Source organism: Pseudomonas helleri (assembly GCF_009600315.1).
Taxonomy (GTDB): Bacteria; Pseudomonadota; Gammaproteobacteria; order Pseudomonadales; family Pseudomonadaceae; genus Aquipseudomonas; species Aquipseudomonas helleri_A.
In genome coordinates this window covers 103,887-126,930 of sequence record NZ_WIWC01000011.1, presented here as the reverse complement: position 1 = coordinate 126,930, position 23,044 = coordinate 103,887, and the positions used below count along the sequence as shown (strand labels likewise).

Sequence of the window (23,044 nt, the reverse complement as noted above, 5' to 3'; positions counted from 1 at the left end):
TTACTCCCAGTTGCCGATATCAGCAGCATGTGCTTCGCCACCGGGTACGCCATCGGAACCCAGGGAAAACAGGTCATAGCTCTTGGAGTGAGTGCCAGGATTGAGGTATTGATAAGGCATCCCCCACGGGTCATTTGGCATGCTTTTGAGATACCCCTGCGGGTTCCAGTTTTTGGCCACCGGGGTACCCGACGGCTGCGTTATCAGCGCTTCTAGCCCCTGTTGGGTCGAGGGGTAGCTGAAGGTGTCGAGGCGATACATCTCAAGGGCAGTTGATATGGCCTGAATATCCGTCTTCGCCGCTGTCACTTTGGCTTGGTCGGGACGGCTCATGAACTGCGGAACGACAATGGCGCCGAGCACGCCAATAATCACCACGACCACCATGATTTCGATCAGGGTAAAACCGCGCTGGGCGTATTTTGCAGAGGTTTTCATCGGTTAATTCACCAGTTGATTGAGGCTAAGAATGGGCAGCAGGATGGCCATGACGATCAACAACACCACGCCCCCCATCAGCACCAACATGATGGGTTCAAACAAACTCACCACCAGTGCGATGCGCGCTGCGAGGGTTTTTTCCTGTTGTTCGGCGGCTCGTGCCAACAGGCTGTCCAGCTCACCGGCGCGTTCGCCGCTGGCGATCAGGTGCAGCATCATGGGCGGGATATCACCACTGCGTTCCAGCCCTCGGGCAAGGGTGCCGCCTTCGCGTACCGAACGGGCAACGTCGAGCATGCGTTGGCGAATGGCCAGGTTGGCAATCACCGTGGCCGAGATTTCCAGCGCATCTACCAGCGGCACGGCGCTTTTGCCAAGAATCGACAGGGTGCTGGCAAACCGCGCGGCTTCCATCGCTCGTAGCACCCCGCCCGCCAGCGGCAGGTTCAGCAGCAGCACATGCCAACGCAGTTTCAGCCGCGGCTGGCGCAAACCCCAGCGCGCAGCCAGCACAGCCGCGAACAACAGAATCAGCAGCAACCCACCGTAGCTGCGCAAACCGCTGCTGAGGGCGATCATGGCCTGGGTCAATGCAGGCAGCGACTGGCCGCTGTTGATAAATATTTTGACCACGTCGGGCACCACATACCCGAGCAGAAAACCGACAATCGAGAACGAAGCCACCAACAAAATCAGCGGGTACACCAAGGCCAGTTGAATCTTTTGCCGCGAGGCATGCCGGGCTTCGGTGTAGTCGGCCAGTTGCTCCAGCACGTGGCCCAAATGGCCACTGCGCTCACCGGCGGCGACTGTGGCGCGAAACAATTCGGGGAAGGCCTTGGGGAACGCCATCAGTGACGTGGCCAGCGCATGACCTTCGAGCACCCGGCTGCGCACAGCGGCTAATAGTTGGCTGACTCGGCGCTTTTCACTTTGTGCGGCAACGGCACCCAATGCTTCCTCAAGGGGTAAACCGGCATGTATCAAGGTCGCCAGCTGGCGGGTCAGCAAGGCCAGATCGGTGACGCCCAACCGCGTGCCCGATTGGGCATTGCTGCCTTGGCCCCGGCCTTTTTTAGGCTCGCTGAGGTGGGTCAGACGCAAACCTCGTTCGCGTAAGAGCTGACGGGCATGGCGTGCACTGTCAGCTTCTTGTGACCCGCGGCATTTGCGCCCGTTGGCGTCCTGCGCCTGATACTCAAAGGCTGGCATGTTCAGTCCTCTTGGGTAACACGCAAGAGTTCGTCAAGGCTGGTCAGCCCTTCGAGCACCAACCGCTGACCGTCCTGAAACAAACCGGGAGAACCTTGCCGGGCCTCGTATACCAGATCCGGTTCACTGGCGCCCCGATGAATAAGGCCTGCAAGGGTCGGGGTGATAGCGATTAGTTCATAGATACCGGTGCGTCCTCGATAACCTTGCTGGCAGTGGCTGCAACCCTGAGCGCGGAACAGGGTGGGCGCGTCCTCTGGCGCGAGGCCCAGCCGAACGCTGGTGACCGGGTCGGCGCGATAGGCCGTTTTGCAGTCGGCACACAGGGTGCGCAGGAGGCGCTGGGCCAATACGCCCACCAATGAGGACGCCAGCAGATAAGCATCCACGCCCATGTCCACCAGCCGGGTGACGGCGCCGATGGCGCTGTTGGTGTGCAAGGTCGACAGCACGAGGTGCCCGGTCAATGAGGCCTGAACGGCGATTTCGGCGGTTTCATGGTCACGGATTTCACCGACCATGACCACGTCCGGGTCCTGACGCAAAATGGCTCGCAAACCACGGGCAAAGGTCATCTGGGCTTTGGTGTTGACCGGCGTTTGGCCGATACCCGGCAGGTGATATTCCACCGGATCTTCGACGGTCAGAATATTGCGCGTCTCGTGGTTAAGATGGCTGAGGGCGGCGTACAAACTGGTGGTTTTGCCTGAGCCGGTGGGGCCGGTCACCAGGAAAATGCCGTGGGGGCGGGCCAGTATCTGTTCAAATCGGCTCAGGGTGTCGGCGGGCATGCCCAGGCATTTGAGGTCCAGCCGCCCGGCCTGTTTGTCGAGCAAGCGCATCACCACCCGTTCACCGTGGGCAGAAGGCAAGGTCGACACCCGCACATCCACTTCATGCCCGGCCAGCCGCAGACTGATGCGACCATCCTGGGGCACGCGTTTTTCAGCGATGTCCAGACGGGCCATGACTTTGATCCGTGACACCAGCAAGTTGGTCAGCTCGCGCTTGGGCCTTAATACTTCGCGTAATTGACCGTCGATGCGCATGCGCACCGACAGGGTGTGCTCGAAGGTTTCCAAGTGTACGTCCGAAGCTTTCTCGCGCATGGCTTCACGCAGCAAGGCATTGATCAAACGAATAATCGGTGCGTCGCCTTCCTGTTCCAGTAAGTCGGCTGTTTGCGGTACTTGCTCAGCCAGGCTCATCAGGTCAAGTTCGTCGTCCAGCCCTTGGGCAACTTGTTCGGCGGCACTTTGGCCGGTGCTGTAACTGCTGGCCAATAGTTCGCCGAAATGCGTGTCGCTGATGACCTGAATCGCCACCTCACCGCACGCCAACCGCTGTGCTTCGGCCAGTGCGGTCAAGGGGGTGTCGGCGCGAATCAACAAGGCCGCTGGCGTTGTCGACGTGTCCAGCAGCACGCCAAAACGACGGGCAAAGCTGAAAGGTAAACGTGCCGCCGTTGGCATCATGGGCGACCTGCTTCGGGTGCGCGCAGGTCCACGGCGGCCGGGTCTTGCAGGTTGCCTTCAAAGAGTTGATGCGGGTCACCGGGCAACAGCAGCGAATTGCCGTCTTTTGAAGCGGGTTTGCTGAGATTGCGCAAGGCGTTGTAGCGATTTTCGCTGATCTCACGGCTCTCATGTCGGCTACGTACAATGGTCGGCCGTAAGAAAATCATAAGATTGGTTTTCATATGAGTGTCTTTGTTCCAGCGAAACAAGGCGCCCAGATAGGGAATGCTGCGCAATAGAGGGACACCGCTCACCTGGGTACGCACGCTGTCTTTGATCAACCCGCCGATGACGATGATTTCTCCATCCTCGGCCAGAATCGTACTTTTTAACGCACGCTTGTTAGTAATCAAATCCGATGAATCTCCGCCATGCAGTGACGGCGCAATTTCAGAGTTTTCCTGCTCGACTTCCAGACGCAGAGAACTCCCTTCATTAATATGCGGTTTGATTTTCAGGCTAATACCAATGTCTTGGCGTGTGACGGTGGTGAAAGGGCCTGCGGAGCTATCACCCACGCCACTATAGGAGCCGGTTTCAATAGGCACGTTCTGGCCCACCAGGATTTCGGCCTCTTGATTGTCCAGGGTCAACAGGCTGGGCGTGGACAGCACGTTGTTGTTGGTGTCGCTGGCCAGTGCTGAAATTAAAGCGTTAAAACGATCACCGCCGACTTGCAGCACAGCGCCTTCAGGCATTTTTATATCGCTGGAGGCCATCGCGCCAATCTGGATACCGGTGCCCGGGAAGGTTATGCCGCCTTGGCTGCCGCCCGTGTTGACGCCCCATTGCACCCCCAATGTCTCAACGATGTCTCCAGAGATTTCAACGATCGCCGCATTGATCAATACTTGTGAACGTGGCTGATCGAGCTGACGCACAATGTTTTCAAGCGTACGAACCTGTGTAGGTTCGGCCATGATCACCAGCGCGTTCTGGCTCTCATCCGCCGCCACCATCACTTCACGTGAGCTGGCCTTCTGTGTTGCACCTGCTAACGCAGTCTCTTGTTTCATACCTTGACCCACAGCTGCCAGTACCTCGGCCAATTGCTTGGCATCGCTGTGGCGCAGGCGCAGCACCCGTGAGTTCTCTTGTTGGGCACTGGCTGGCATGTCAAGCGAGCGAGCCAGTGCGCTCAAACGCTTGCGCGCGCCATCGCTGCCCAGTATCACCAGACGATTGCTCGAAAGATCAGCGATAACCTGACTGCTCGCCCCCGTGGTTTTTTTATCCAGTGACTGTTCAATGACTTTGGCAATGTCACTGGCCAGGCCATGCTTGAGCTCGACCATCGAATGGCCATAACGCGTACCGGCATCCAGTTGGCGCACGATGTCGGCAATACGCTGAGTATTGGCAGCAGTGTCTGTAATGATCAGCGCGTTGGCCGAGGCTGAGGGACCCACGTAACCATTGCTGGACACCAACGGGCGTAACAATCCCGCCAAATCGGCAGCCACACTGGCATTAAGTTCGATGACCTGGGTAACAAAGGCTTCGGCAGGTGCTTGTGAACCCTGCGAATGGGTTGGCCGCGCCTTGGCATCGGCGGCCGGAAGGATCAGCAAACGGTCACCCTGATCAATGATCGAGAACCCGTGGGCATCGAGTACCGAGTAGAACAGCCGACGTACGCCTTCGCGGTCCAGCGCCTGTTCGGAAATAACCGTAACGCGGCCTTGCACCCTGGGGTCCAGCACCACGGTGGTGCCCAACACAGATGACATTTCCTGAACCACATCACGTAGCTCGGCATCTTTCATTGCCAACTGCCAATACTGATCTTCTGCTGATGCCCAAACGGGTGAGAGCAGCGCACAGCAGATGACACCACACGTCAAAAGATGACCGATGCCGAACGCATTGGGTTTGCTCATTGAGATTCTCTAAGGTTGTTCGGCAACGGGCCGCAGATGAAGGGAGGTCGCTGGCGGGGCTGCGCCGGGTGTGCTCGGAACGGGTAAAACATGCTTGCTGGCGGGGGTGAGGGTTAACCGTTCTTCGCGGCCATTGCGCCACAGCACCACATGGCTAGCCTCAACGCGGCGTAAAACACTGCCGCTGGGCAAGCGCTCACCTTCTGCATAGAACTGTGCGCCTTGAGCACCCGCCAGCAACGCTTGCGAGGTGCCCCCACTGGAGACAAAACTGGCCCGCAGTTGCAAAGGTTCGGCGCTCTGTACCCACGTGACTTGAGTGTTGAGACCGAGCACCGAGGCAATTGCATCGGGCTTGAATTGCTCAGGGGCAGGTGTGCTCGGCGCACTACTCAGGGGGGCCAACACGGGCACCGCGTTCAAGGACTTGTGCCACACCCATTCGTGCCACGCCAAAAAGCCGCCATAGCCCAGAGGCACTGCCAGCAACACCCAACCCATCCGGGACGCCCAATAACGGTTTATCGCTATTGTTGATCTATTCAAATCTGCTTCATCGCTGAACCTGCATCGCCTCTGCCCTAAAGAAATAGCCATTAAGAAAACATGCGTTTAATGATCGACTGCCCTGATAGCTGATGTTTGATAACTGCGACCACGTGCAGGGTTATCAGTGCTGCAAGCACCCCACAGGCCGGTGTATGAATTCGACCAAACAACCCGGTCATATCAACGCTGCTTAAAGGCTGAGGAAACGTAACAACGTTAAAAAAAATGATCGGCCTGTCCATCATAAAAACACCTGAAATGAGGACAATAACGACCGACACATACATCATCGTGTGTACAAAAAAAACCAGCCACGGCATTAAGTTTTTCACGCCTACCAAGGCACCGTATCCTCGTCCGAAAGAGACGCACAGACGTAACAAAAAAAAGGGAGCCAGTGACAAACTTACAGACACATTCAATTCGCCAATCAACCTTTTCAGGGCAGCATCTTCACTTATCAATCCGGCATAAAACCCCGACATCAACAACCAGATAATCGTAAGTGCCGAGAGTGCATGTAGCACTTTTTGCAAGGTTGAATACTTCATGATGTTAAGTACTCATATCTGCCATACGGCATCGGACCGTTCATAAAGAGCGGCCCGATGTTTTAGCGTTGCTTACTTCTCGATCCAGGCATCAGTCCAATTCGAACCCGTGCCCGGCTCGTAATGGGTAGCGCTAGGTGCGTACTGTGCACAGAAGCCCGAATACGGGAAAATTTTGCACTCGTACACTTTTCCGTTCTTCGGTTGAAGTACGGTAGTGCCCGCTTTGTAGGTTGCAAAGCCTTCTGGATAGATGGCGTCGTACTCCTGGCTGCCGCCTTCACCGGTCAGGTTAAGCGCTTTGAGGTCCTGGAAATTCTCACGACCATCTTCACTGGTGGCGATTAACTTAAGGGAGTGAGCACCCGGTGCGCTTCGTACCGCTACGCTAACAGGCGCAGTAGTGGCGTCGATGGTTTGCTGGATGGAGCCCACTTGTTTGTTATCTGCGTTGTAAACCGTGGCTTCAACCACGATTTTTTTATTGGTCATCAGGGTAAAGTCGACGTTGACCTGGCCCTTGTCCAGCACATACTCACCTGCCACATCATGCACATGCATGTAGGCTTCCGGATCCGGAACCAAAGTGGTCTGTAGCTGATAGTTGGTCACTCCGCTTTCTGCTTTGGCATAGAAGGTGTTTGTGCCTTTGATCGGCTCAATGCTGCCGTCCTCATTGCGCACACCAGCACGTACCGGTTTGTTGGCAGCATTTACGCTTTCAGCCAGTTTGAAAGCCCAGTTTGCAGGCTGACCTTCTTCTGCCGAATCAATACCGATGCTGAAGCTGTACTCGGCACTTTCTGCACTGCCAGTAAAGGCACGAGCCTTGACCGAGTCGCCAGGCAAGAGGGCCAGGCTAGGCGCCAGAGCACCCACATTTGTCCAGCCATCCGGATCAGGTGCAGCGGCGAGAATATTTACATCAACGACGTTGTAGAAGGCTGCAACCGTATTATCAACGGTCCATGCGCCCAAAATGATGTGCTGACCCGTACGATCTGCCGGAATGACGCACTCATGTTTTTCCTTGGCCGGCCCCCTACTACCTTCAGCGCCATCAACAGGCACCGCGCCTCCAGCTTCAACAGTACAGAATGGTGTCAAGTCAAAGCTGGCGCGTGCGAGCGGCAAATTCGGATTCCAGCCAGCCTTGGTAATAAAATATTCCCACTTTGTGGTTTTGTGTGCAGCTTCGTAATACCAATCAAACTGGACATTGCGATCGGTTATTTCGCTCAAGTGCCAGCGCGTGGCCGACTGGGCATCAATAGCGAAAAATTGAGACAGACCACCGCTCGCAATTTGACCATCAGCCGGTCCAAATGTCGGGAAACCCTTATTGGTTTCACCTACAGATTGTGGCTCATAGACCGCAGTACCACAGTCGGTATTAAGTTTTTTTACGCACGCATACGCACGTGAAGGGGGGTCGCTCATGTAACCGTGGGCGGCTACCTGCTGGGATGCGAACATGGCTGCCATTAACGTCAACGAGGATGCACACCCCATCAAAGCACGTGACTTTGAAAGTGCAACTGTCATAAATAACCCCTGCGATAATTATTGAGTCGGCAAAAAGCCGCACTTTTTATAGAGCAATAAAGTTAGATCAGGTTTAAACACTTCGCGCATCTGCGCAGACATCTCCTACACATTCCAATGACAACAGATACTCATAACCAGAACCAAAATTACGAGCATCAATCACCTTCAGAAAATACTTACACCGCATTAACGAACTACGCACACACTTAAGATTCAATCGCCGGCAATTTTACAGATAAGAAATAATGTTTATGTAGGAAATATCTTTTCGAGAAGTAGGCGAACTCCTAAATACAACTACATACCATCATGAAAAAAATCATTAATTATTAATTTTCGGTTAATACAATTTAAACAAATATTATTTTTAACTGCCAACACGATCAGCCAGCGCCTGTAATTAGCCTTTTATTAACTCCAAAAAAAACCCGGCATCGCCGGGTTTAAAAAATGGGAAATTTTTACTCTTGGTGATACTGCCCTGAGAACTCATGCACCGCACTGATAAAGGCGCCTGCATGCTCGGGTTTCACTTCAGGGGTAATGCCATGGCCCAGATTGAACACATGGCCCGATCCTTTGCCATAGCTGGCCAAAATGCGTTTGACCTCGGTGCGGATCGCCTCCGGATTGGCATACAGAACGGTAGGGTCCATGTTGCCTTGCAGCGCAACTTTGTGACCCACACGACGACGGGCTTCACCCAGATCGCAGGTCCAGTCCAGTCCCAAAGCGTCGGCACCGGCATCCGCAATGCTTTCCAGCCACAGACCGCCGTTTTTGGTGAAGAGAATCACCGGCACTTTGCGTCCTTCGTGTTCACGGATCAGACCGCTAACGATTTTGCGCATGTAGGCCAGAGAAAACTCCTGGTACGCCGCAGACGACAGATTACCGCCCCACGTGTCGAATATTTGCACCGCCTGGGCACCTGCCAGAATCTGACCGTTGAGGTAAGAGGTCACTGACTGTGCAAGCTTGTCGAGCAGCAGGTGCATGGCCTGAGGCGTGTCGTAGAGCATGGCCTTGGTTTTGCGGAAGTCTTTGGACGAGCCACCTTCAACCATGTAAGTGGCCAGCGTCCACGGGCTGCCGGAGAAGCCGATCAAGGGCACACGGCCATTGAGTTCTTTACGGATGGTGCTGACGGCGTTCATGACATAGCCGAGGTCTTTTTGCGGATCCGGGATCGGCAGGGCTTCGATGTCAGCCAAAGTGCTGACGACTTTTTTGAAACGCGGGCCTTCACCGGTTTCGAAGTACAGGCCCTGGCCCATGGCATCGGGAATGGTCAGGATGTCGGAGAACAAGATGGCCGCATCCAGCTGCGGGAAGCGGTCCAGAGGCTGCATCGTGACTTCGCAGGCGAATTCGGCGTTTTTGCACAGGCTCATGAAGTCACCGGCCTTTGCGCGGCTGGCGCGGTATTCCGGCAGGTAGCGACCGGCCTGACGCATCATCCAGACAGGCGTGACATCAACGGGTTGCTTGAGCAAAGCGCGAAGGAAACGGTCATTCTTGAGATCAGTCATGTCAGCGTCCGGAAAAAAAGTGCGGGCATTTTCTCAGAGACGGACGCAAAAGGCACGGCAAGTGCCGTGCCTTTTATCTATCGGGGTGATTAGTTGCGTTGGGGGTGACGCTTTTCCCTCACCCCAACCCTCTCCCGGAGGGAGAGGGCGCTGACTTGCTTTTGCCTTTAGTCCCCTCTCCCTCTGGGAGAGGGCTTTCAGACCCCCAGGTAATCCATGATCCCTTCCGCCGCCGTACGGCCTTCGAAAATCGCGGTCACCACCAGGTCAGAACCACGCACCATGTCGCCACCGGCAAAAATCTTCGGATGACTGGTCTGGTGCTTGAATTTCGACTGCTCAGGGGCAATCACACGGCCCTGGCTGTCGGTCTGGATTTCAAACTGCTCAAACCACAAGGCCGGACTTGGGCGAAAACCAAAGGCAATAATTACGGCATCCGCCGCGATGATTTCTTCAGATCCCGGAATCGGTTCAGGACTGCGGCGCCCACGGGCATCCGGCTCGCCGAGACGCGTCTCGACCACCTTCACACCCTGCACCTTGCCTTCGCCGACAATGGCAATCGGCTGGCGGTTGTAGAGAAATTTGACGCCCTCTTCCTTGGCGTTTTTCACTTCTTTACGCGAGCCCGGCATGTTGGCTTCGTCACGACGATAAGCACAGGTCACCGATTTAGCGCCTTGACGAATCGACGTGCGGTTGCAGTCCATCGCCGTGTCGCCGCCGCCCAGCACCACAATCTTTTTGCCTTTCATGTCGACGAAATCTTCCGGCGACTTTTCAAAGCCCAGGTTGCGGTTGACGTTGGCGATCAGGAAATCCAGCGCATCGTGCACGCCCGGCAGGTCTTCACCGGCAAAACCACCTTTCATGTAGGTGTAGGTGCCCATGCCCATAAAGACCGCGTCGTACTCTTCCAGCAACTGCTCCATGCTGATGTCTTTACCGATTTCGGTATTGAGACGGAACTCGATACCCATGCCAGTGAAGACTTCGCGACGATGGCTCAGTACGGTTTTTTCCAGTTTGAACTCCGGGATCCCGAAGGTCAGCAACCCCCCGATTTCCGGGTTCTTGTCGAACACCACCGGCGTCACACCGCCGCGCACCAGCACGTCGGCACAGCCCAGACCCGCAGGCCCGGCACCGATAATGGCAACGCGCTTGCCAGTCGGCACCACCTTGGACATGTCCGGGCGCCAGCCCATAGCGAACGCGGTGTCGGTGATGTACTTCTCAACCGAACCGATGGTCACTGCGCCAAAGCCGTCATTGAGGGTGCAAGCACCCTCGCACAGACGGTCTTGCGGGCACACCCGGCCACACACTTCAGGCAGTGTGTTGGTCTGGTGCGACAGCTCGGCGGCAGCGAGGATGTTGCCCTCGGCCACCAGCTTGAGCCAGTTGGGAATGAAGTTATGCACAGGGCATTTCCATTCACAGTACGGATTACCGCAACCCAGGCAGCGATGAGCCTGCTCGGCCGATTGCTGGGGTTTGAAGGGTTCGTAGATTTCCACGAACTCTTTTTTGCGTTGACGTAACAGTTTCTTCTTCGGATCTTTGCGCCCGACATCGATGAACTGGAAGTCGTTACTCAGACGTTCAGCCATGGTTAAAACCTCATCAAACTTTTCAGGCGCATATCACTGCGGGTTGGCACGGATGCTGGAAAGCAACGACTTCAAGCTGGCAGCCTTGGGCTTGACCATCCAGAAACGGCGCAGGTAATCATCGAGGTTTTCCGAGAGGTTGCGACCCCACTCGCTGTCAGTCTCCTCCACGTATTCGTCCAGCACGTGCTGCAGATGGTTGCGGTACGCCTCCATCGCCTCACCACTGATGCGCTGGATTTCCACCAACTCGTGGTTAACCCGGTCGACGAAGGTGTTGTCCTGATCCAGCACGTAGGCGAAACCGCCAGTCATGCCCGAGCCGAAGTTATAACCGGTTTTGCCCAGTACACAGACGAAGCCGCCGGTCATGTATTCGCAGCAGTGATCGCCCGTGCCTTCAACCACGGTGTGAGCACCGGAGTTACGCACCGCGAAACGCTCACCCGCCGTGCCCGCCGCAAACAGCTTGCCGCCGGTGGCGCCGTACAGGCAGGTGTTGCCGATAATGGCGCTGTCTTGAGTCTTGTACACGCTGCCGGTAGGCGGAACGATCACCAGCTTGCCGCCGGTCATGCCCTTGCCGACGTAGTCGTTGGCATCGCCTTGCAGGTACATGTTCAAACCACCGGCGTTCCACACACCAAAGCTCTGACCGGCAGTGCCTTTGAAGCGGAAGGTGATGGGGGCTTTGGCCATGCCCTGATTACCGTAAGCGCGGGCGATTTCACCCGAGATACGGGCACCAATGGAGCGATCGCAGTTGCAGATGTCGAGTTCGAACTCTGCACCGCTCATGTCATTGATGGCAGCCGTGGCCATGTCGACCATTTTCTCGGCCAGCAGACCTTTGTCGAACGGCGGGTTGCGATCAACTTCGCAGAACTGCGGTTTGTCAGCAGGCACATTGTCGCTGCCCAGCAGCGGCGTCAGATCGAGGTGCTGCTGCTTGGCGGTTTCACCCGGCAGGATGTCCAGCAAGTCAGTGCGACCGATCAGCTCTTCAAGGCTGCGAACGCCCAGTTTGGCCAGCCACTCACGGGTTTCTTCAGCCACGTAGGTGAAGAAGTTGACCACCATGTCGACGGTGCCGATGTAATGGTTTTTACGCAGCGATTCGTTCTGCGTGGCCACGCCGGTGGCGCAGTTGTTGAGGTGGCAAATACGCAGGTATTTGCAGCCCAGAGCGATCATCGGCGCGGTGCCGAAGCCGAAGCTTTCAGCGCCCAGAATCGCTGCCTTGATCACGTCCAGGCCGGTTTTCAGGCCGCCATCGGTCTGTACCCGCACTTTGCCGCGCAAGTCGTTACCCCGCAAAGTCTGGTGAGTTTCAGCCAGACCCAGCTCCCACGGTGCGCCCGCGTATTTGATGGAGGTCAGCGGCGAAGCACCCGTGCCGCCGTCATAGCCCGAGATGGTAATCAAGTCGGCATAAGCCTTGGCCACGCCTGCGGCGATAGTGCCTACGCCCGCCTCAGCCACCAGCTTCACCGACACCAGCGCTTTAGGGTTGACTTGTTTCAAGTCGAAGATGAGCTGCGACAAGTCTTCGATGGAATAGATGTCGTGGTGCGGCGGTGGCGAAATCAGGGTCACGCCCGGTACGGCATAACGCAGTTTGGCGATCAGGCCGTTGACCTTGCCACCCGGCAGTTGCCCGCCCTCACCCGGCTTGGCGCCTTGGGCGACCTTGATTTGCAGCACCTCGGCGTTGACCAGGTATTCCGGCGTCACACCGAAACGGCCCGTGGCCACTTGCTTGATTTTCGAGCTTTTAATAGTGCCGTAGCGCGCCGGGTCTTCGCCGCCTTCGCCGGAGTTTGAGCGTGCGCCCAAGCGGTTCATGGCTTCTGCCAAAGCTTCGTGGGCCTCGGGCGACAAGGCGCCGAGTGAGATACCTGCCGAGTCGAAACGCTTGAGGATCTGCTCCAGCGGTTCGATCTCTTCGATGGCCAGTGGCGTATCGAGGGTTTTGACTTGCAACAGGTCGCGGATCATCGACACCGGGCGTTGATCGACCAGCGCAGTGTATTCCTTGAACTTGCTGTAGTCGCCCTGCTGTACGGCGGCTTGCAGGGTGGCGACCACGTCCGGGTTGTAGGCGTGGTATTCGCCGCCGTGCACGTACTTGAGCAGACCGCCTTGCTGGATCGGCTTGCGCGCGCTCCAGGCTTCGGCCGCCAACAGCTTTTGCTCGGCCTCAAGGTCGACAAAGCGCGCGCCTTTAAGGCGGCTCGGTACGCCACGGAAGCTCAGGTCGCAAATTTCTTCGGACAGGCCAATGGCTTCGAACAGCTGCGCACCGCGGTACGAAGCGATGGTCGAAATGCCCATCTTCGAAAGGATTTTCAGCAGGCCTTTGGTGATGCCTTTGCGGTAGTTCTTGAATACCTCATAGAGGTCACCCAGCACTTCGCCGGTGCGGATCAAGTCACCCAGCACTTCGTACGCCAGGAACGGGTAGATCGCCGAAGCGCCAAAACCGATCAACACGGCAAAGTGATGCGGGTCACGACAGGTCGCGGTTTCGACCAGGATGTTGCTGTCGCAGCGCAGACCTTTTTCAGTCAAGCGGTGGTGAACAGCACCTACCGCCAGCGAGGCGTGAACCGGCAACTTGCCCGGGGCGATATGACGGTCGCTCAAGACGATTTGCGTACGCCCGGCGCGGGCCGCTTCTTCGGCCTGATCGGCAATGTTGCGTACGGCGGCTTCGAGGCCAAGGCTCTCGTCGTAGTTGAGGTCGATGAACTGACGCTCGAAACCCGGCAGATCGAGGTTCATCAGCGAACGCCACTTGGCGGGCGAGATGACCGGCGAGCTGAGGATCACACGAGAAGCATGCTCCGGGGATTCCTGGAAAATATTGCGCTCGGCACCGAGGCAGATTTCCAACGACATGACGATGGCTTCACGCAGCGGGTCAATCGGCGGGTTAGTGACTTGCGCGAATTGCTGGCGGAAGTAGTCATACGGCGTACGCACACGCTGCGACAGCACCGCCATCGGCGTGTCATCGCCCATGGAGCCGACCGCTTCGTAGCCCTGCTCACCCAGCGGGCGCAGCACTTGGTCACGTTCTTCAAACGTGACCTGATACATCTTCATGTATTGCTTGAGCTGGTCAACGTCGTAAAACGCCGAACCGTGGTCATGGTCGTCGATAGTGGCTTGAATGCGCAGGGCATTCTTGCGCAGCCATTGTTTGTACGGATGGCGCGACTTCAAGCGGTTGTCGATGGCATCGGTGTCCAGCACCTGGCCGGTTTCAGTATCAACCGAAAGGATCTGACCCGGGCCCACACGGCCTTTGGCGATCACGTCTTCAGGCTTGTAGTCCCACACGCCGATTTCCGAGGCGATGGTGATGTAGCCGTTGGTGGTCGTGACCCAGCGCGCGGGGCGCAGGCCATTACGGTCGAGCAGGCAGACGGCGTAACGGCCGTCGGTCATGACCACGCCCGCAGGGCCGTCCCACGGTTCCATGTGCATCGAGTTGTACTCATAGAACGCCCGCAGGTCGGGGTCCATGGTCTCAACGTTCTGCCACGCCGGTGGAATCAGCATGCGCACGCCACGGAACAGGTCGATGCCGCCAGTGACCATCAGCTCCAGCATGTTGTCCATGCTGGAGGAGTCAGAACCCACGCGGTTGACCAAGGGGCCGAGCTCGTCGAGGTCGCCGATCAAATCATTGGCGAACTTGGTGCGACGGGCCTGCGCCCAGTTGCGGTTGCCGGTGATGGTGTTGATTTCGCCGTTGTGGGCGAGAAAGCGGAACGGCTGCGCCAGCGGCCATTTCGGCAAGGTGTTGGTGGAGAAACGCTGGTGGAACACGCAGATGGCGGTTTGCAGGCGTTCATCGCTCAGGTCTGGATAGAAGGCGGTCAAGTCCGCCGGCATCATCAGGCCTTTATAAATGATGGTCTTGTGGGAAAAACTACAGATGTAGTGATCGCTGTCAGCTGCGTTGGCCACCGAGGAACGGCGACGGGCGCTGAACAGTTTGATGGCCATGTCCTGATCGCTCAGGCTGTCCCCACCAATGAACACTTGTTCGATTTGGGGCAGACGCTCCAGCGCCAGACGACCCAGCACGCTGGTATCAATCGGCACTTTGCGCCAGCCCACCAGTTGCAGGCCGGCCGCGAGGATCTCGCGGTTCATATTGGCGCGCGCCGCTTCGGCTTTGATCGGGTCCTGATTAAAGAACACCATGCCCACGGCATACTGCTTGGGCAAATCGGTACCGAAATGATCGTGGGCGACGGCGCGCAAGAACAGATCAGGCTTTTGAATCAGCAGACCACAACCGTCACCGGTCTTGCCGTCTGCGTTAATCCCACCGCGGTGGGTCATGCAGGTCAGGGCCTCAATGGCGGTTTGCAGAAGGGTATGACTGGGTTCGCCCTGCATGTGGGCAATCAGGCCGAAACCACAGTTATCCTTGAATTCATCGGGGTGGTACAGACCTGCTTTCATAGACACTTTCTCACCAGGCTGCCCCAAAAAAGGGCAAATTTCTTTTAATTCAACCACTTGCTTCCCGCGCTGAACGTACGCCAGCTTGGCAGGGGCAAAAGGGTGGTCATTCTACACACCGTCACAAAGACCCACAAATTAAGCGGCGCTTTGCCGTAAATTCGTGTCGCATTTATGAAAGGTTTAAAGCGATTACTCGTGCTAGTCAAAACATTTTTGATGTTGACTGCTGCACGGCGCAAACACCACAAGGCACACAGCTGATTAGAGCTGCATGCACAGGCAGGAATTTGATGGAGTAGAACGGCGACCTGGGTAAGGTCGCCGGATCATCAGCGAGCGGTTGCCAGCTCTTGTTGGACGCTGGCGACAGTGCGAGGCCAAGGTTTACCAGTCTGGATCTTCGCTGGCAAGTTCTTGATGGCCGCAGTTGCTGCGGCATGGCTCGGATAGTTGCCGTAAGTCACGACGAACAAGGGTTTGCCGTTAAGCGATTTTTTGAAGTAGCGAGACTCGCCCCCCAGCTCTTTGACCACATTTTGCGCAGAGGCTTCGGAGCTGGTGCCGACAATCTGCACCACGTAATTACCGGCTGGCTGGCTGCTGTACCAGCTACCGCCTGGGGCGGCTTTGGCCAACGTCACCGGCTTCTCGGCCGGTTTGACCACAGGCTTGGCCGCAGGCGCTGGGGCCGGCTTGGCAACCGGAGCAGGTGCGGGTTTAGCGGCAGCAACCGTTGGAGCAGGCGCAGGCGCTGGTGCTGCGGCCGGGCCCGCAGGCACACCCACAGGTGGTGCAGTGGTGGTCACTGTCGGTGGCTGAGCCACGCCGCCGTCAACGGCAGGCACACCGCCATCATCACCTTCGGCAATACCACCGGCTTCTTCAGCTAACGGGCCGCGCATGACCGGCTGCGACTGACCCACCAGCGGCAATGGCATCGGTTGCGTTTTACCGGCGAAATCTATCGACGGGTTGGCGCCGTCTTTCGGTGTTGCCTGGCCCAGCTGCGTCTGCTCAGTGGCAGGCGCGGTCGGTGTTTTACCGCGACCCGGAATCAGGATGGCGGCGGCCACAGCCACTACCACCACGGCACCAATGGCCAATACGTGTTTCTTAGGCATGTTGAACCCCATACTTGGACGCTTGACCGCTGAGCGGCTCGCTATCATGGCTTCGATCATTGCATCGCGGGCCACCTGGTTGATGATGCCAGGCCAACCCTCGGAGCTCTCGTGTATATCTGAGATCTGCTGGGCGCTAAAGAGTTCGATTCCGCGACCCGCCCCTTCAAGGCGCTGGGCCAGATATTCGCGGGTTTCTTCCTCGGTGTAAGGCTGCAACTCGATCACGTGGAAGCGCTCTTCCTCCGCGCTCAGGTGCTCAAGCCCGTCAATCATCGACGGCTCGCCAAACAGGAACACATGCGGACGGCCTTCCGGCGCACCGGCGGCCAGCGCCAGCAGGGCTTCCAGTGCGGACTCGTCAAGCTGCTCGGCATCATCGACCAGCAGGTAGACTTCCTGCCCGGTCAGCGCCAACTGCACCACTTGCGCCAGAATCGCCCCGACATCGGCACTGGCGGCGTTCAGGGTTTGCGCGACTTGACGCAACACACCCGCTGCATCCATCCCGCCTCGCGCCGAAACGACGACACTTTGCACAGACTGTTTATTGGTGCTGGCCACCAGCGCCTGACGCAGCAAGGTCTTGCCGCTGCCCTCTGGCCCGGCCACCACCAACAGCAACTGGCTGTAGCGGGCGAGGTGATGCAATTGCCCCAGTACTGGCTTGCGCTGGGCGGGGAAAAACTTGAAACCCGGCACCCGTGGCGCAAAAGGGTCGTGGTTGAGCTGGAAGTGACCGAGAAACGCCTCGTCGGCATGCAAACTTGTCATCGGGATTTTATTAACCTTTAAGCTGAGCCAGCGCACGATAATCCGCACCCAGCGTGGCCTGTAGAACTTCTTGTGGATAATCGTCAGTCACAATGGCTTCGCCCATGTGCCGTAGCAGCACCAGTCGCATACGACCGTCGATCACTTTTTTATCTACTGCCATGTGTTGCATAAAGTCGGCTACGCTCATTTCGGCAGGCGGCACAACCGGTAACCCGGCACGCTCGAACAACCGAATGCCCCGATCACGCTCTTGTGCGCTGATCCAGCCCAAACGGCAAGACATTTCAAGCGCCATCACGGTGCCCGCAGCAACAGCTTCGCCGTGTAGCCATACGCCATAGCCCATGTGGGTTTCGATGGCATGGCCAAAGGTATGGCCCAAGTTAAGCGTAGCGCGTACGCCAGACTCGCGCTCATCCGCGCCGACGACATCGGCCTTGGCTGTGCAGGAACGATGAATGGCAGCCGTCAGAGCGACCTGATCCAGCGCACGCAGCGCGTCCATGTTGTCTTCTAGCCAGGTCAGAAACGGTGCGTCGCAGATCAGCCCATATTTGATGACTTCAGCGAGGCCTGCGGACAGTTCGCGAGGCGGGAGCGTGTTCAGCGTTTGGGTATCGATCAGTACCAGCTGGGGCTGATAGAAAGCACCCACCATGTTTTTACCCAACGGGTGATTGATGCCGGTTTTACCGCCCACCGAGGAATCGACTTGCGATAGCAGCGTGGTCGGCACCTGAATAAAGTTGACGCCCCGCTGGTAGCACGCAGCAGCAAAACCGGCCATGTCGCCCACCACACCGCCGCCCAGAGCGATCACCGTGGTGCGTCGGTCATGACGTGCGGTCAGCAGGCCATCGAAAATCAGTTGCAGGGTTTCCCAGTTTTTGAAGGCTTCGCCGTCGGGCAGGATGATCGGCACCACTGAGTACGACGCAAGGCTGCGGGTCAGACGCTCAAGGTAAAGCGGCGCGACCGTTTCATTGGTCACTATGGCCACTTGGCGCCCGACTATGTGCGGGGCCAGCAACTGCGGCTGATCCAACAAACCTTCGCCAATATGAATCGGGTAGCTGCGCTCGCCTAGATCAACCGTCAGTGTCTGCATGAATCCCCGCGTTGAAACAGGGCCCGGCGCCCTGTTTCGCAATTATCAAATGATGGCACCCTGCGAACAGGCAGGATCGGCGCCGAGAATAGCGCATTTCGTAGCGCACTTTAATGGCTTGTAGAGCGAAGCCGCGACTGAGTTAACGCGGTGCCAGTTGCGCCAGACGTTCGAGAATATCCAGCACCACCATGCGCGGTGGCCGCTCGTCGGTTTCGACAATGATGTCGGCGATTTCCCGATAGAGCGGATCACGAATGGCCAGCAAGTCGCGCAGGATTTTTTCAGGATTGGCGCTGCGCAACAACGGCCTGTTGCGGTCACGCGCGGTTCGGGCCACTTGCTGCTCAATAGAAGCATGCAAATACACCACACGCCCGCCGTTACGGAGTGCCAGCCGGTTTTCCGGGCGCATGACCGCACCCCCACCGGTAGCCAGCACCACGCCATCGGCGTTGCACAGTTCGGCAATCATTGCCGTTTCACGCTCGCGAAACCCCGGCTCGCCTTCTTTATCAAAGATCCACGGGATATTGGCACCGGTGCGCACTTCAATTTCCTTGTCGGAATCTTTGAATGGCAGGTGCAGCTCTTTAGCGAGTAAACGTCCGATGGTGCTTTTTCCAGCCCCCATTGGCCCAACAAGGATTAAATTTCGCACAGAATCAATGGCTCACAGCAATCGCCTGGTTGTTCATGATACGCGGAGTCAGGAACACCAGCAGTTCGGATTTTTTTTCGAGCACAGCATCTTTTCGGAAAAGCCGGCCAACATACGGCACATCGCCCAAAAATGGCACTTTATCTACCACTTTGCTTTGAGAATTTGAGAAAACGCCCCCAATCGCAATGGTTTCGCCATCTTTAACCAACACCTTGGCCTTGACCTCATTTTTTTTGATCGGCGGCACATCGTTGATCATGTTGAGGTAATCAGGTTCGTCCTTGGTGACGACCACTTCCATGATGACGCTGTTGTCCGGAGTGATTTGCGGCGTCACCTGCAACGACAGCGAGGCTTCCTTGAACGAGACCGAGGTGGCGCCGCTGCCACTGGTCTCCTGGTACGGAATTTCAGTGCCTTTGAGGATTTTGGCGGTTTCCTTGTCTGAGGTAACGACCTTGGGCTGGGAGATGATTTCGCCATTGCCGGTTTTCTCCATGGCGCTCAGTTCAAGGTCCAGCAACACATTGTTGGTGATAAAGGCGATCCCCAACCCCGAGGAATGGCCCTTGACCCCCATATCCACAAACGGGGCGCTCACCTCCCCAGCCTCCCCCGTTGAAGAAGACGACGCCCCCATGCCACCAGCGCTCCATTTACCGCCTTTATTGACGGCGCCTCCCCAGCGCACACCGAGGTTGCGCTCAAAGTCCACGCCCGCCTCAACAATACGGGCCTCAATCATTACTTGGCGCATCGGCACATCCAGTTGCGCCACGATGCGGCGTAACTCCTCCAGTTGCTCGGCCGACTGAAACGCGATGATGTGATTGGTGCGTTCATCTACCGTAATCGAACCGCGCCCATCGGCGCCTGCCGGGTAAGCGGTGACTGATTGGAACAATTTGGCGATGTCGCTGGCCTTCGCATGGTTGACCTGCACCAGTTCTCTACGCAACGGAGCCAGATCGGCCAATTGCTCGTGCGCCTCATGGGCCTGCCGCCCGCGGGCGGCCATTTCGTCAAAGGGTGCAATCAGCAACACATTGCCCTCCATGCGTTTGCCCAGATCTCTGCTTTTAAGCACCACATCCAGCGCCTGATCCCACGGTACGTCCTGCAAATTGAGCGTCATGTTGCCCTGCACGGAGTCACTGACAATCAGATTGAACTCGGTAAAGTCGGCCAGCAACTGAAGCAGCGTGCGCACCTCGATGTCCTGGAAGTTAAGCGATATGAGTTCCCCTGTGTACACAGGTTTCGCTGCTTCAATGGGCGGGGGCGAAAGGGGAATGGATGGCGCAAGCGCCAGTAACTGCTGTGAATTCAGCGCACTCCATAGCGCCAGTCCACAGACCGGGAAAATCCTTTTCATGGTGTATTTCCGTTAAGACTGCTGTTTTAGAGGGATCGTCAGAGACCTTTCCAGCCAACCACCCTGACCATCCGAAACCATTTCAAACACTTCAACGTGGGCCTTGTCGATCCAGGCAATCTGACCGTTATTTCGACCCAGGTAATCGCCCACCTTCACACGGTGGACAACCCCCTTGGCACGGAGCAAGGCGTTACTTTCCCGATCGTTGGACATTGTGCCGACCAGCTCGAACTGTTCGAGGTCAACGCCTTCCAGTAATGCCCTGACACGACTGTCGTCTACCCCTTCCTCGACCAGGCTTGTCTGCCAACTGCCGGAGGCGTCCTCATGCACCCTTTGAAACGGGCTGCGCAGGTGAGCCGCGTCATAGACGAATTCAGGCGGGGGCACGAACAGTGGGAGCGGAGCAATGGCAGGCCCTTCGTGATGTTGGGTTGCCTGCAAAAACGCCTGTAATTGCGCTGTACTCTGTGGGTTGTCGCACCCAGCCATACCCGCGCAGAAGCCCGCCACACACAGCCGAGAAACCCGGTTCATGGTGCCACCCCTGGGGCGTGGTAGGTTTTGGCCAGCAAGGTCATGCGCAACCGACCATCGCCCGAGGTATTGAGAGGCTCCAGCGCAAAATCATGGGAGGTGACAATACGTGGCAGGTTCGAGAGGCTGCTCAGAAAAAGGCCAACATCGTGATAACGCCCGACCAGTGACAGTTGCAACGGCTGCTCGATGTACAGGCTATGCGTCACCGGCGGGGACCACTGCATCTGTTCGATCAGCAGGCCGCTGGCCAACCCCATGCGCGAAATATCATCCAGCAGCCCAGGGGCTTCTGCTTGACGAGGCAAGAGAGTCATTAACCCTTGATAGGCGCCTTCCAATGCCTGCACGTGCAAGGTGTATGAGACGAGGCCGGGCAACGCCTTCGCCTTGGTCTCGAACACAGTTTTCATGGCCATTTCAGCCTCGCGCTGCACCTCAAGCCGGGTCATTGCCCCCTCAAGCACCAGCCCGTACCCAAGCCCAAACAAAGCGCCTACCCAGGCCATTGCCACCAGCGCTTTATGCCTGAGTGACCAAACCCCCGCATTCCTCAACCCAAAATCCTGTAACTCAACACCGCGCAGACGCTCCAGCCAATGCGCCGCCATCAGAGTTGCCCGCCCGCATGAACGGGATGATGGGTCTGACCGACGGTCATCTGAAACCACCGCTCTTGCCCGCCTGCCGGGGCAGCCTCTGCTTTCACATCAATCAGTACTGGAGCCTCTAGCCAATGGGAGGCATCCAGATTGCGCATCAGCTCGGCCACAAGACTCGGCGACTGGGCAGTCCCGGTGATCACGATGAGGCTGTTGCTCATTTTCACGTCGGTGAAATACACGCCTTGCGGCAAGCTGCGGGCCAGCTGCTCCAGAATAATTCCGTTGTCAGAGCGACTGCCTTGAAGCGTCTCGATCGTTTGCATGCGTTCAAGCAGCTGCTCACGGCGCACTTTCAGTTGATCGATTTGCTCGGCTCGCCCATCCAGCTGCACAGTGGCGCTTCTGATCAAGTCATTGCGCACCAATTGCCGCTCAACGGCACGATCGATGAACTGATCCAGCGCAAACAGTCCTGCCACCACAAGCACTGTCAGCGCCAGCAGCACCATTACAAAACGCCGGTAACGCTGTTCGCGCAACATTGCCCGCCAGGGCAACAAGTTGATTCTCGCCATTAATCAAATCCCCTCAAGGCCAGGCCGCAGGCAGTCAACAACATTGGGGCATGACTGCACAAGGCTTGAGGGACCAGTGACGGGCTAATGTCCATGTGAATAAACGGATTGGCTGGTTGAGTCGGTATCCCGAGTTGCGCTTCGAGCCACTCACTCAACCCCGCCTGTGCCGCCACCGCACCGGCCAAAATGATCGATTCGGCCCTGGGGCTTGCCACTGATTGTTCAAGGCCGCGCCTGATGTGCTGCACGGCTGTGGTTTTGAAGGTGTCCTGATGCTGCAGGCCATCGCCGAAGAGCAGTTCGCGCGAATCGAGCACCCGACCTTGATGCAGAATGCTTAACCGCGTGGTGTGCGCGGCGAAATCGACCACAGCCACCGCACCTGATGCAGGCACCATTGCGTCAATGCCTCGCGCCCGAGCATGGGACTGCACCTCAACGACCTTGGCCTTGAGCCCCGCATGGCTCAACACGGCCTGATACCAGTCCACTGTTTCCATGGGGCACGCCACCAGCAGTACGCTCATCAACTGCGGGTTCAAAGGGGAACAGCCTTGCACCTCAAAATCCAGCGCGGCGCTCTCCAGCGCATAGGGCACATGCTGCTCGGCTTCGAGGCGCACGTGCAACTCCAGTTCGGTACCTGCAAGGCCCGCGTCCAGCTCCAGGTTTTTACAGATCAACTGGCCGTCGGCAACCGCTACAACCGCATCACGGGCGAGCATTGCCTGCTCTTTCAACACCCGAAGCAGCACCTGAGCGACACTTTTCGGATGAGCGCGGGTCTGATCATCTGCGGGCTGTGTGGGCAAGGGTTCAATGGCATAGCCGTGAAGCGTGAACGTCGTGTTCAAACGGCTTAATTCGACAATGTTGACAGCGTTAGCACTGATATCAATGCCAACACAATGGTGGCGGCGAGTGGTCAAAAATTCTGGCACTGTT

Annotated in this window: 17 protein-coding genes and 1 pseudogene; all 18 read right to left on the bottom strand. The window is 57.1% G+C overall.

The genetic code is table 11. From position 1 onward, the window contains the following. Nucleotides 1-438 (bottom strand): type II secretion system major pseudopilin GspG, encoded by a 438-nt coding sequence (gene gspG, locus GHN86_RS09675; RefSeq protein WP_153378053.1) that lies wholly within the window; start codon nucleotides 436-438, stop codon nucleotides 1-3. 3 nt (nucleotides 439-441) lie between these two features. Beyond that, on the bottom strand, nucleotides 442-1,653 hold the full coding sequence (gspF, locus tag GHN86_RS09670; protein ID WP_153378054.1) for a type II secretion system inner membrane protein GspF: 1,212 nt from the start codon (nucleotides 1,651-1,653) through the stop codon (nucleotides 442-444). A gap of 2 nt (nucleotides 1,654-1,655) precedes the next feature. Continuing rightward, entirely contained in the window at nucleotides 1,656-3,128 is a 1,473-nt protein-coding gene (gene gspE, locus GHN86_RS09665; protein ID WP_194286546.1) for a type II secretion system ATPase GspE, read from the bottom strand. Next, entirely contained in the window at nucleotides 3,125-5,050 is a 1,926-nt protein-coding gene (gspD, locus tag GHN86_RS09660; protein WP_153378055.1) for a type II secretion system secretin GspD, read from the bottom strand. The genes gspE and gspD overlap by 4 nt, the downstream gene beginning before the upstream one ends. 9 nt (nucleotides 5,051-5,059) lie before the next feature. After that, entirely contained in the window at nucleotides 5,060-5,551 is a 492-nt protein-coding gene (locus GHN86_RS09655) for a type II secretion system protein N (RefSeq protein ID WP_153378056.1), read from the bottom strand. Nucleotides 5,552-5,646: 95 nt separating this feature from the next. Then, a complete protein-coding gene (locus tag GHN86_RS09650) occupies nucleotides 5,647-6,150 on the bottom strand; it encodes a cytochrome b (protein WP_153378057.1) in 504 nt (167 codons plus the stop codon). A 72-nt stretch (nucleotides 6,151-6,222) separates the two neighbouring features. Further along, nucleotides 6,223-7,695: an N-acetylglucosamine-binding protein GbpA gene (gbpA, locus tag GHN86_RS09645; RefSeq protein WP_153378058.1), complete on the bottom strand. Its 1,473-nt coding sequence runs from the start codon at nucleotides 7,693-7,695 to the stop codon at nucleotides 6,223-6,225. Nucleotides 7,696-8,159: 464 nt separating this feature from the next. Then, nucleotides 8,160-9,230, bottom strand: coding sequence for a uroporphyrinogen decarboxylase (hemE, locus tag GHN86_RS09640; protein WP_153378059.1), 1,071 nt, complete (start codon nucleotides 9,228-9,230; stop codon nucleotides 8,160-8,162). A 197-nt stretch (nucleotides 9,231-9,427) separates the two neighbouring features. After that, nucleotides 9,428-10,846, bottom strand: a complete 1,419-nt coding sequence (locus tag GHN86_RS09635) for an FAD-dependent oxidoreductase (protein WP_153378060.1) — start codon at nucleotides 10,844-10,846, stop codon at nucleotides 9,428-9,430. A 33-nt stretch (nucleotides 10,847-10,879) separates the two neighbouring features. Continuing rightward, a complete protein-coding gene (gene gltB / locus GHN86_RS09630; RefSeq protein ID WP_153378183.1) occupies nucleotides 10,880-15,328 on the bottom strand; it encodes a glutamate synthase large subunit in 4,449 nt (1,482 codons plus the stop codon). A 332-nt stretch (nucleotides 15,329-15,660) separates the two neighbouring features. Continuing rightward, a complete protein-coding gene (locus GHN86_RS09625; RefSeq protein WP_153378061.1) occupies nucleotides 15,661-17,226 on the bottom strand; it encodes an AAA family ATPase in 1,566 nt (521 codons plus the stop codon). A 10-nt stretch (nucleotides 17,227-17,236) separates the two neighbouring features. Beyond that, nucleotides 17,237-18,337 carry a 3-dehydroquinate synthase gene (gene aroB / locus GHN86_RS09620; RefSeq protein WP_153378062.1) on the bottom strand — a complete coding sequence of 367 codons (1,101 nt, stop codon included), beginning with the start codon at nucleotides 18,335-18,337 and terminating at the stop codon, nucleotides 17,237-17,239. Nucleotides 18,338-18,479: 142 nt separating this feature from the next. Beyond that, nucleotides 18,480-18,998, bottom strand: coding sequence for a shikimate kinase AroK (gene aroK, locus GHN86_RS09615; protein WP_323369220.1), 519 nt, complete (start codon nucleotides 18,996-18,998; stop codon nucleotides 18,480-18,482). Nucleotides 18,999-19,002: 4 nt separating this feature from the next. Beyond that, a pseudogene (locus GHN86_RS09610) lies at nucleotides 19,003-20,253 on the bottom strand (type IV pilus secretin PilQ); the annotation flags it as partial. Nucleotides 20,254-20,388: 135 nt separating this feature from the next. After that, nucleotides 20,389-20,916: a pilus assembly protein PilP gene (locus GHN86_RS09605; RefSeq protein WP_153378065.1), complete on the bottom strand. Its 528-nt coding sequence runs from the start codon at nucleotides 20,914-20,916 to the stop codon at nucleotides 20,389-20,391. Next, complete coding sequence (locus GHN86_RS09600) at nucleotides 20,913-21,527, bottom strand: type 4a pilus biogenesis protein PilO (protein ID WP_153378066.1); 615 nt, start codon at nucleotides 21,525-21,527, stop codon at nucleotides 20,913-20,915. The genes GHN86_RS09605 and GHN86_RS09600 overlap by 4 nt, the downstream gene beginning before the upstream one ends. Next, on the bottom strand, nucleotides 21,527-22,096 hold the full coding sequence (locus GHN86_RS09595) for a PilN domain-containing protein (RefSeq protein WP_153378067.1): 570 nt from the start codon (nucleotides 22,094-22,096) through the stop codon (nucleotides 21,527-21,529). Before GHN86_RS09595 ends, GHN86_RS09600 begins: the two co-directional genes overlap by 1 nt. Continuing rightward, complete coding sequence (gene pilM / locus GHN86_RS09590) at nucleotides 22,096-23,040, bottom strand: type IV pilus assembly protein PilM (protein ID WP_323369221.1); 945 nt, start codon at nucleotides 23,038-23,040, stop codon at nucleotides 22,096-22,098. Before pilM ends, GHN86_RS09595 begins: the two co-directional genes overlap by 1 nt. Nucleotides 23,041-23,044: the final 4 nt, after the last annotated feature.

Coding starts and splice junctions, on each gene's coding strand:
- GHN86_RS09595 (WP_153378067.1), bottom strand. CDS start 22,096: ATGGCGAGAATCAACTTGTTGCCCTGGCGGGCAATGTTGCGCGAACAG.
- gbpA (WP_153378058.1), bottom strand. CDS start 7,695: ATGACAGTTGCACTTTCAAAGTCACGTGCTTTGATGGGGTGTGCATCC.
- gspD (WP_153378055.1), bottom strand. CDS start 5,050: ATGAGCAAACCCAATGCGTTCGGCATCGGTCATCTTTTGACGTGTGGT.
- gspG (WP_153378053.1), bottom strand. CDS start 438: ATGAAAACCTCTGCAAAATACGCCCAGCGCGGTTTTACCCTGATCGAA.
- aroB (WP_153378062.1), bottom strand. CDS start 18,337: ATGCAGACACTGACGGTTGATCTAGGCGAGCGCAGCTACCCGATTCAT.
- GHN86_RS09635 (WP_153378060.1), bottom strand. CDS start 10,846: ATGGCTGAACGTCTGAGTAACGACTTCCAGTTCATCGATGTCGGGCGC.
- hemE (WP_153378059.1), bottom strand. CDS start 9,230: ATGACTGATCTCAAGAATGACCGTTTCCTTCGCGCTTTGCTCAAGCAA.
- GHN86_RS09655 (WP_153378056.1), bottom strand. CDS start 5,551: ATGGGTTGGGTGTTGCTGGCAGTGCCTCTGGGCTATGGCGGCTTTTTG.
- gspF (WP_153378054.1), bottom strand. CDS start 1,653: ATGCCAGCCTTTGAGTATCAGGCGCAGGACGCCAACGGGCGCAAATGC.
- gspE (WP_194286546.1), bottom strand. CDS start 3,128: ATGATGCCAACGGCGGCACGTTTACCTTTCAGCTTTGCCCGTCGTTTT.
- gltB (WP_153378183.1), bottom strand. CDS start 15,328: ATGAAAGCAGGTCTGTACCACCCCGATGAATTCAAGGATAACTGTGGT.
- GHN86_RS09650 (WP_153378057.1), bottom strand. CDS start 6,150: ATGAAGTATTCAACCTTGCAAAAAGTGCTACATGCACTCTCGGCACTT.
- GHN86_RS09605 (WP_153378065.1), bottom strand. CDS start 20,916: ATGAACCGGGTTTCTCGGCTGTGTGTGGCGGGCTTCTGCGCGGGTATG.
- GHN86_RS09625 (WP_153378061.1), bottom strand. CDS start 17,226: ATGACAAGTTTGCATGCCGACGAGGCGTTTCTCGGTCACTTCCAGCTC.
- GHN86_RS09600 (WP_153378066.1), bottom strand. CDS start 21,527: ATGGCGGCGCATTGGCTGGAGCGTCTGCGCGGTGTTGAGTTACAGGAT.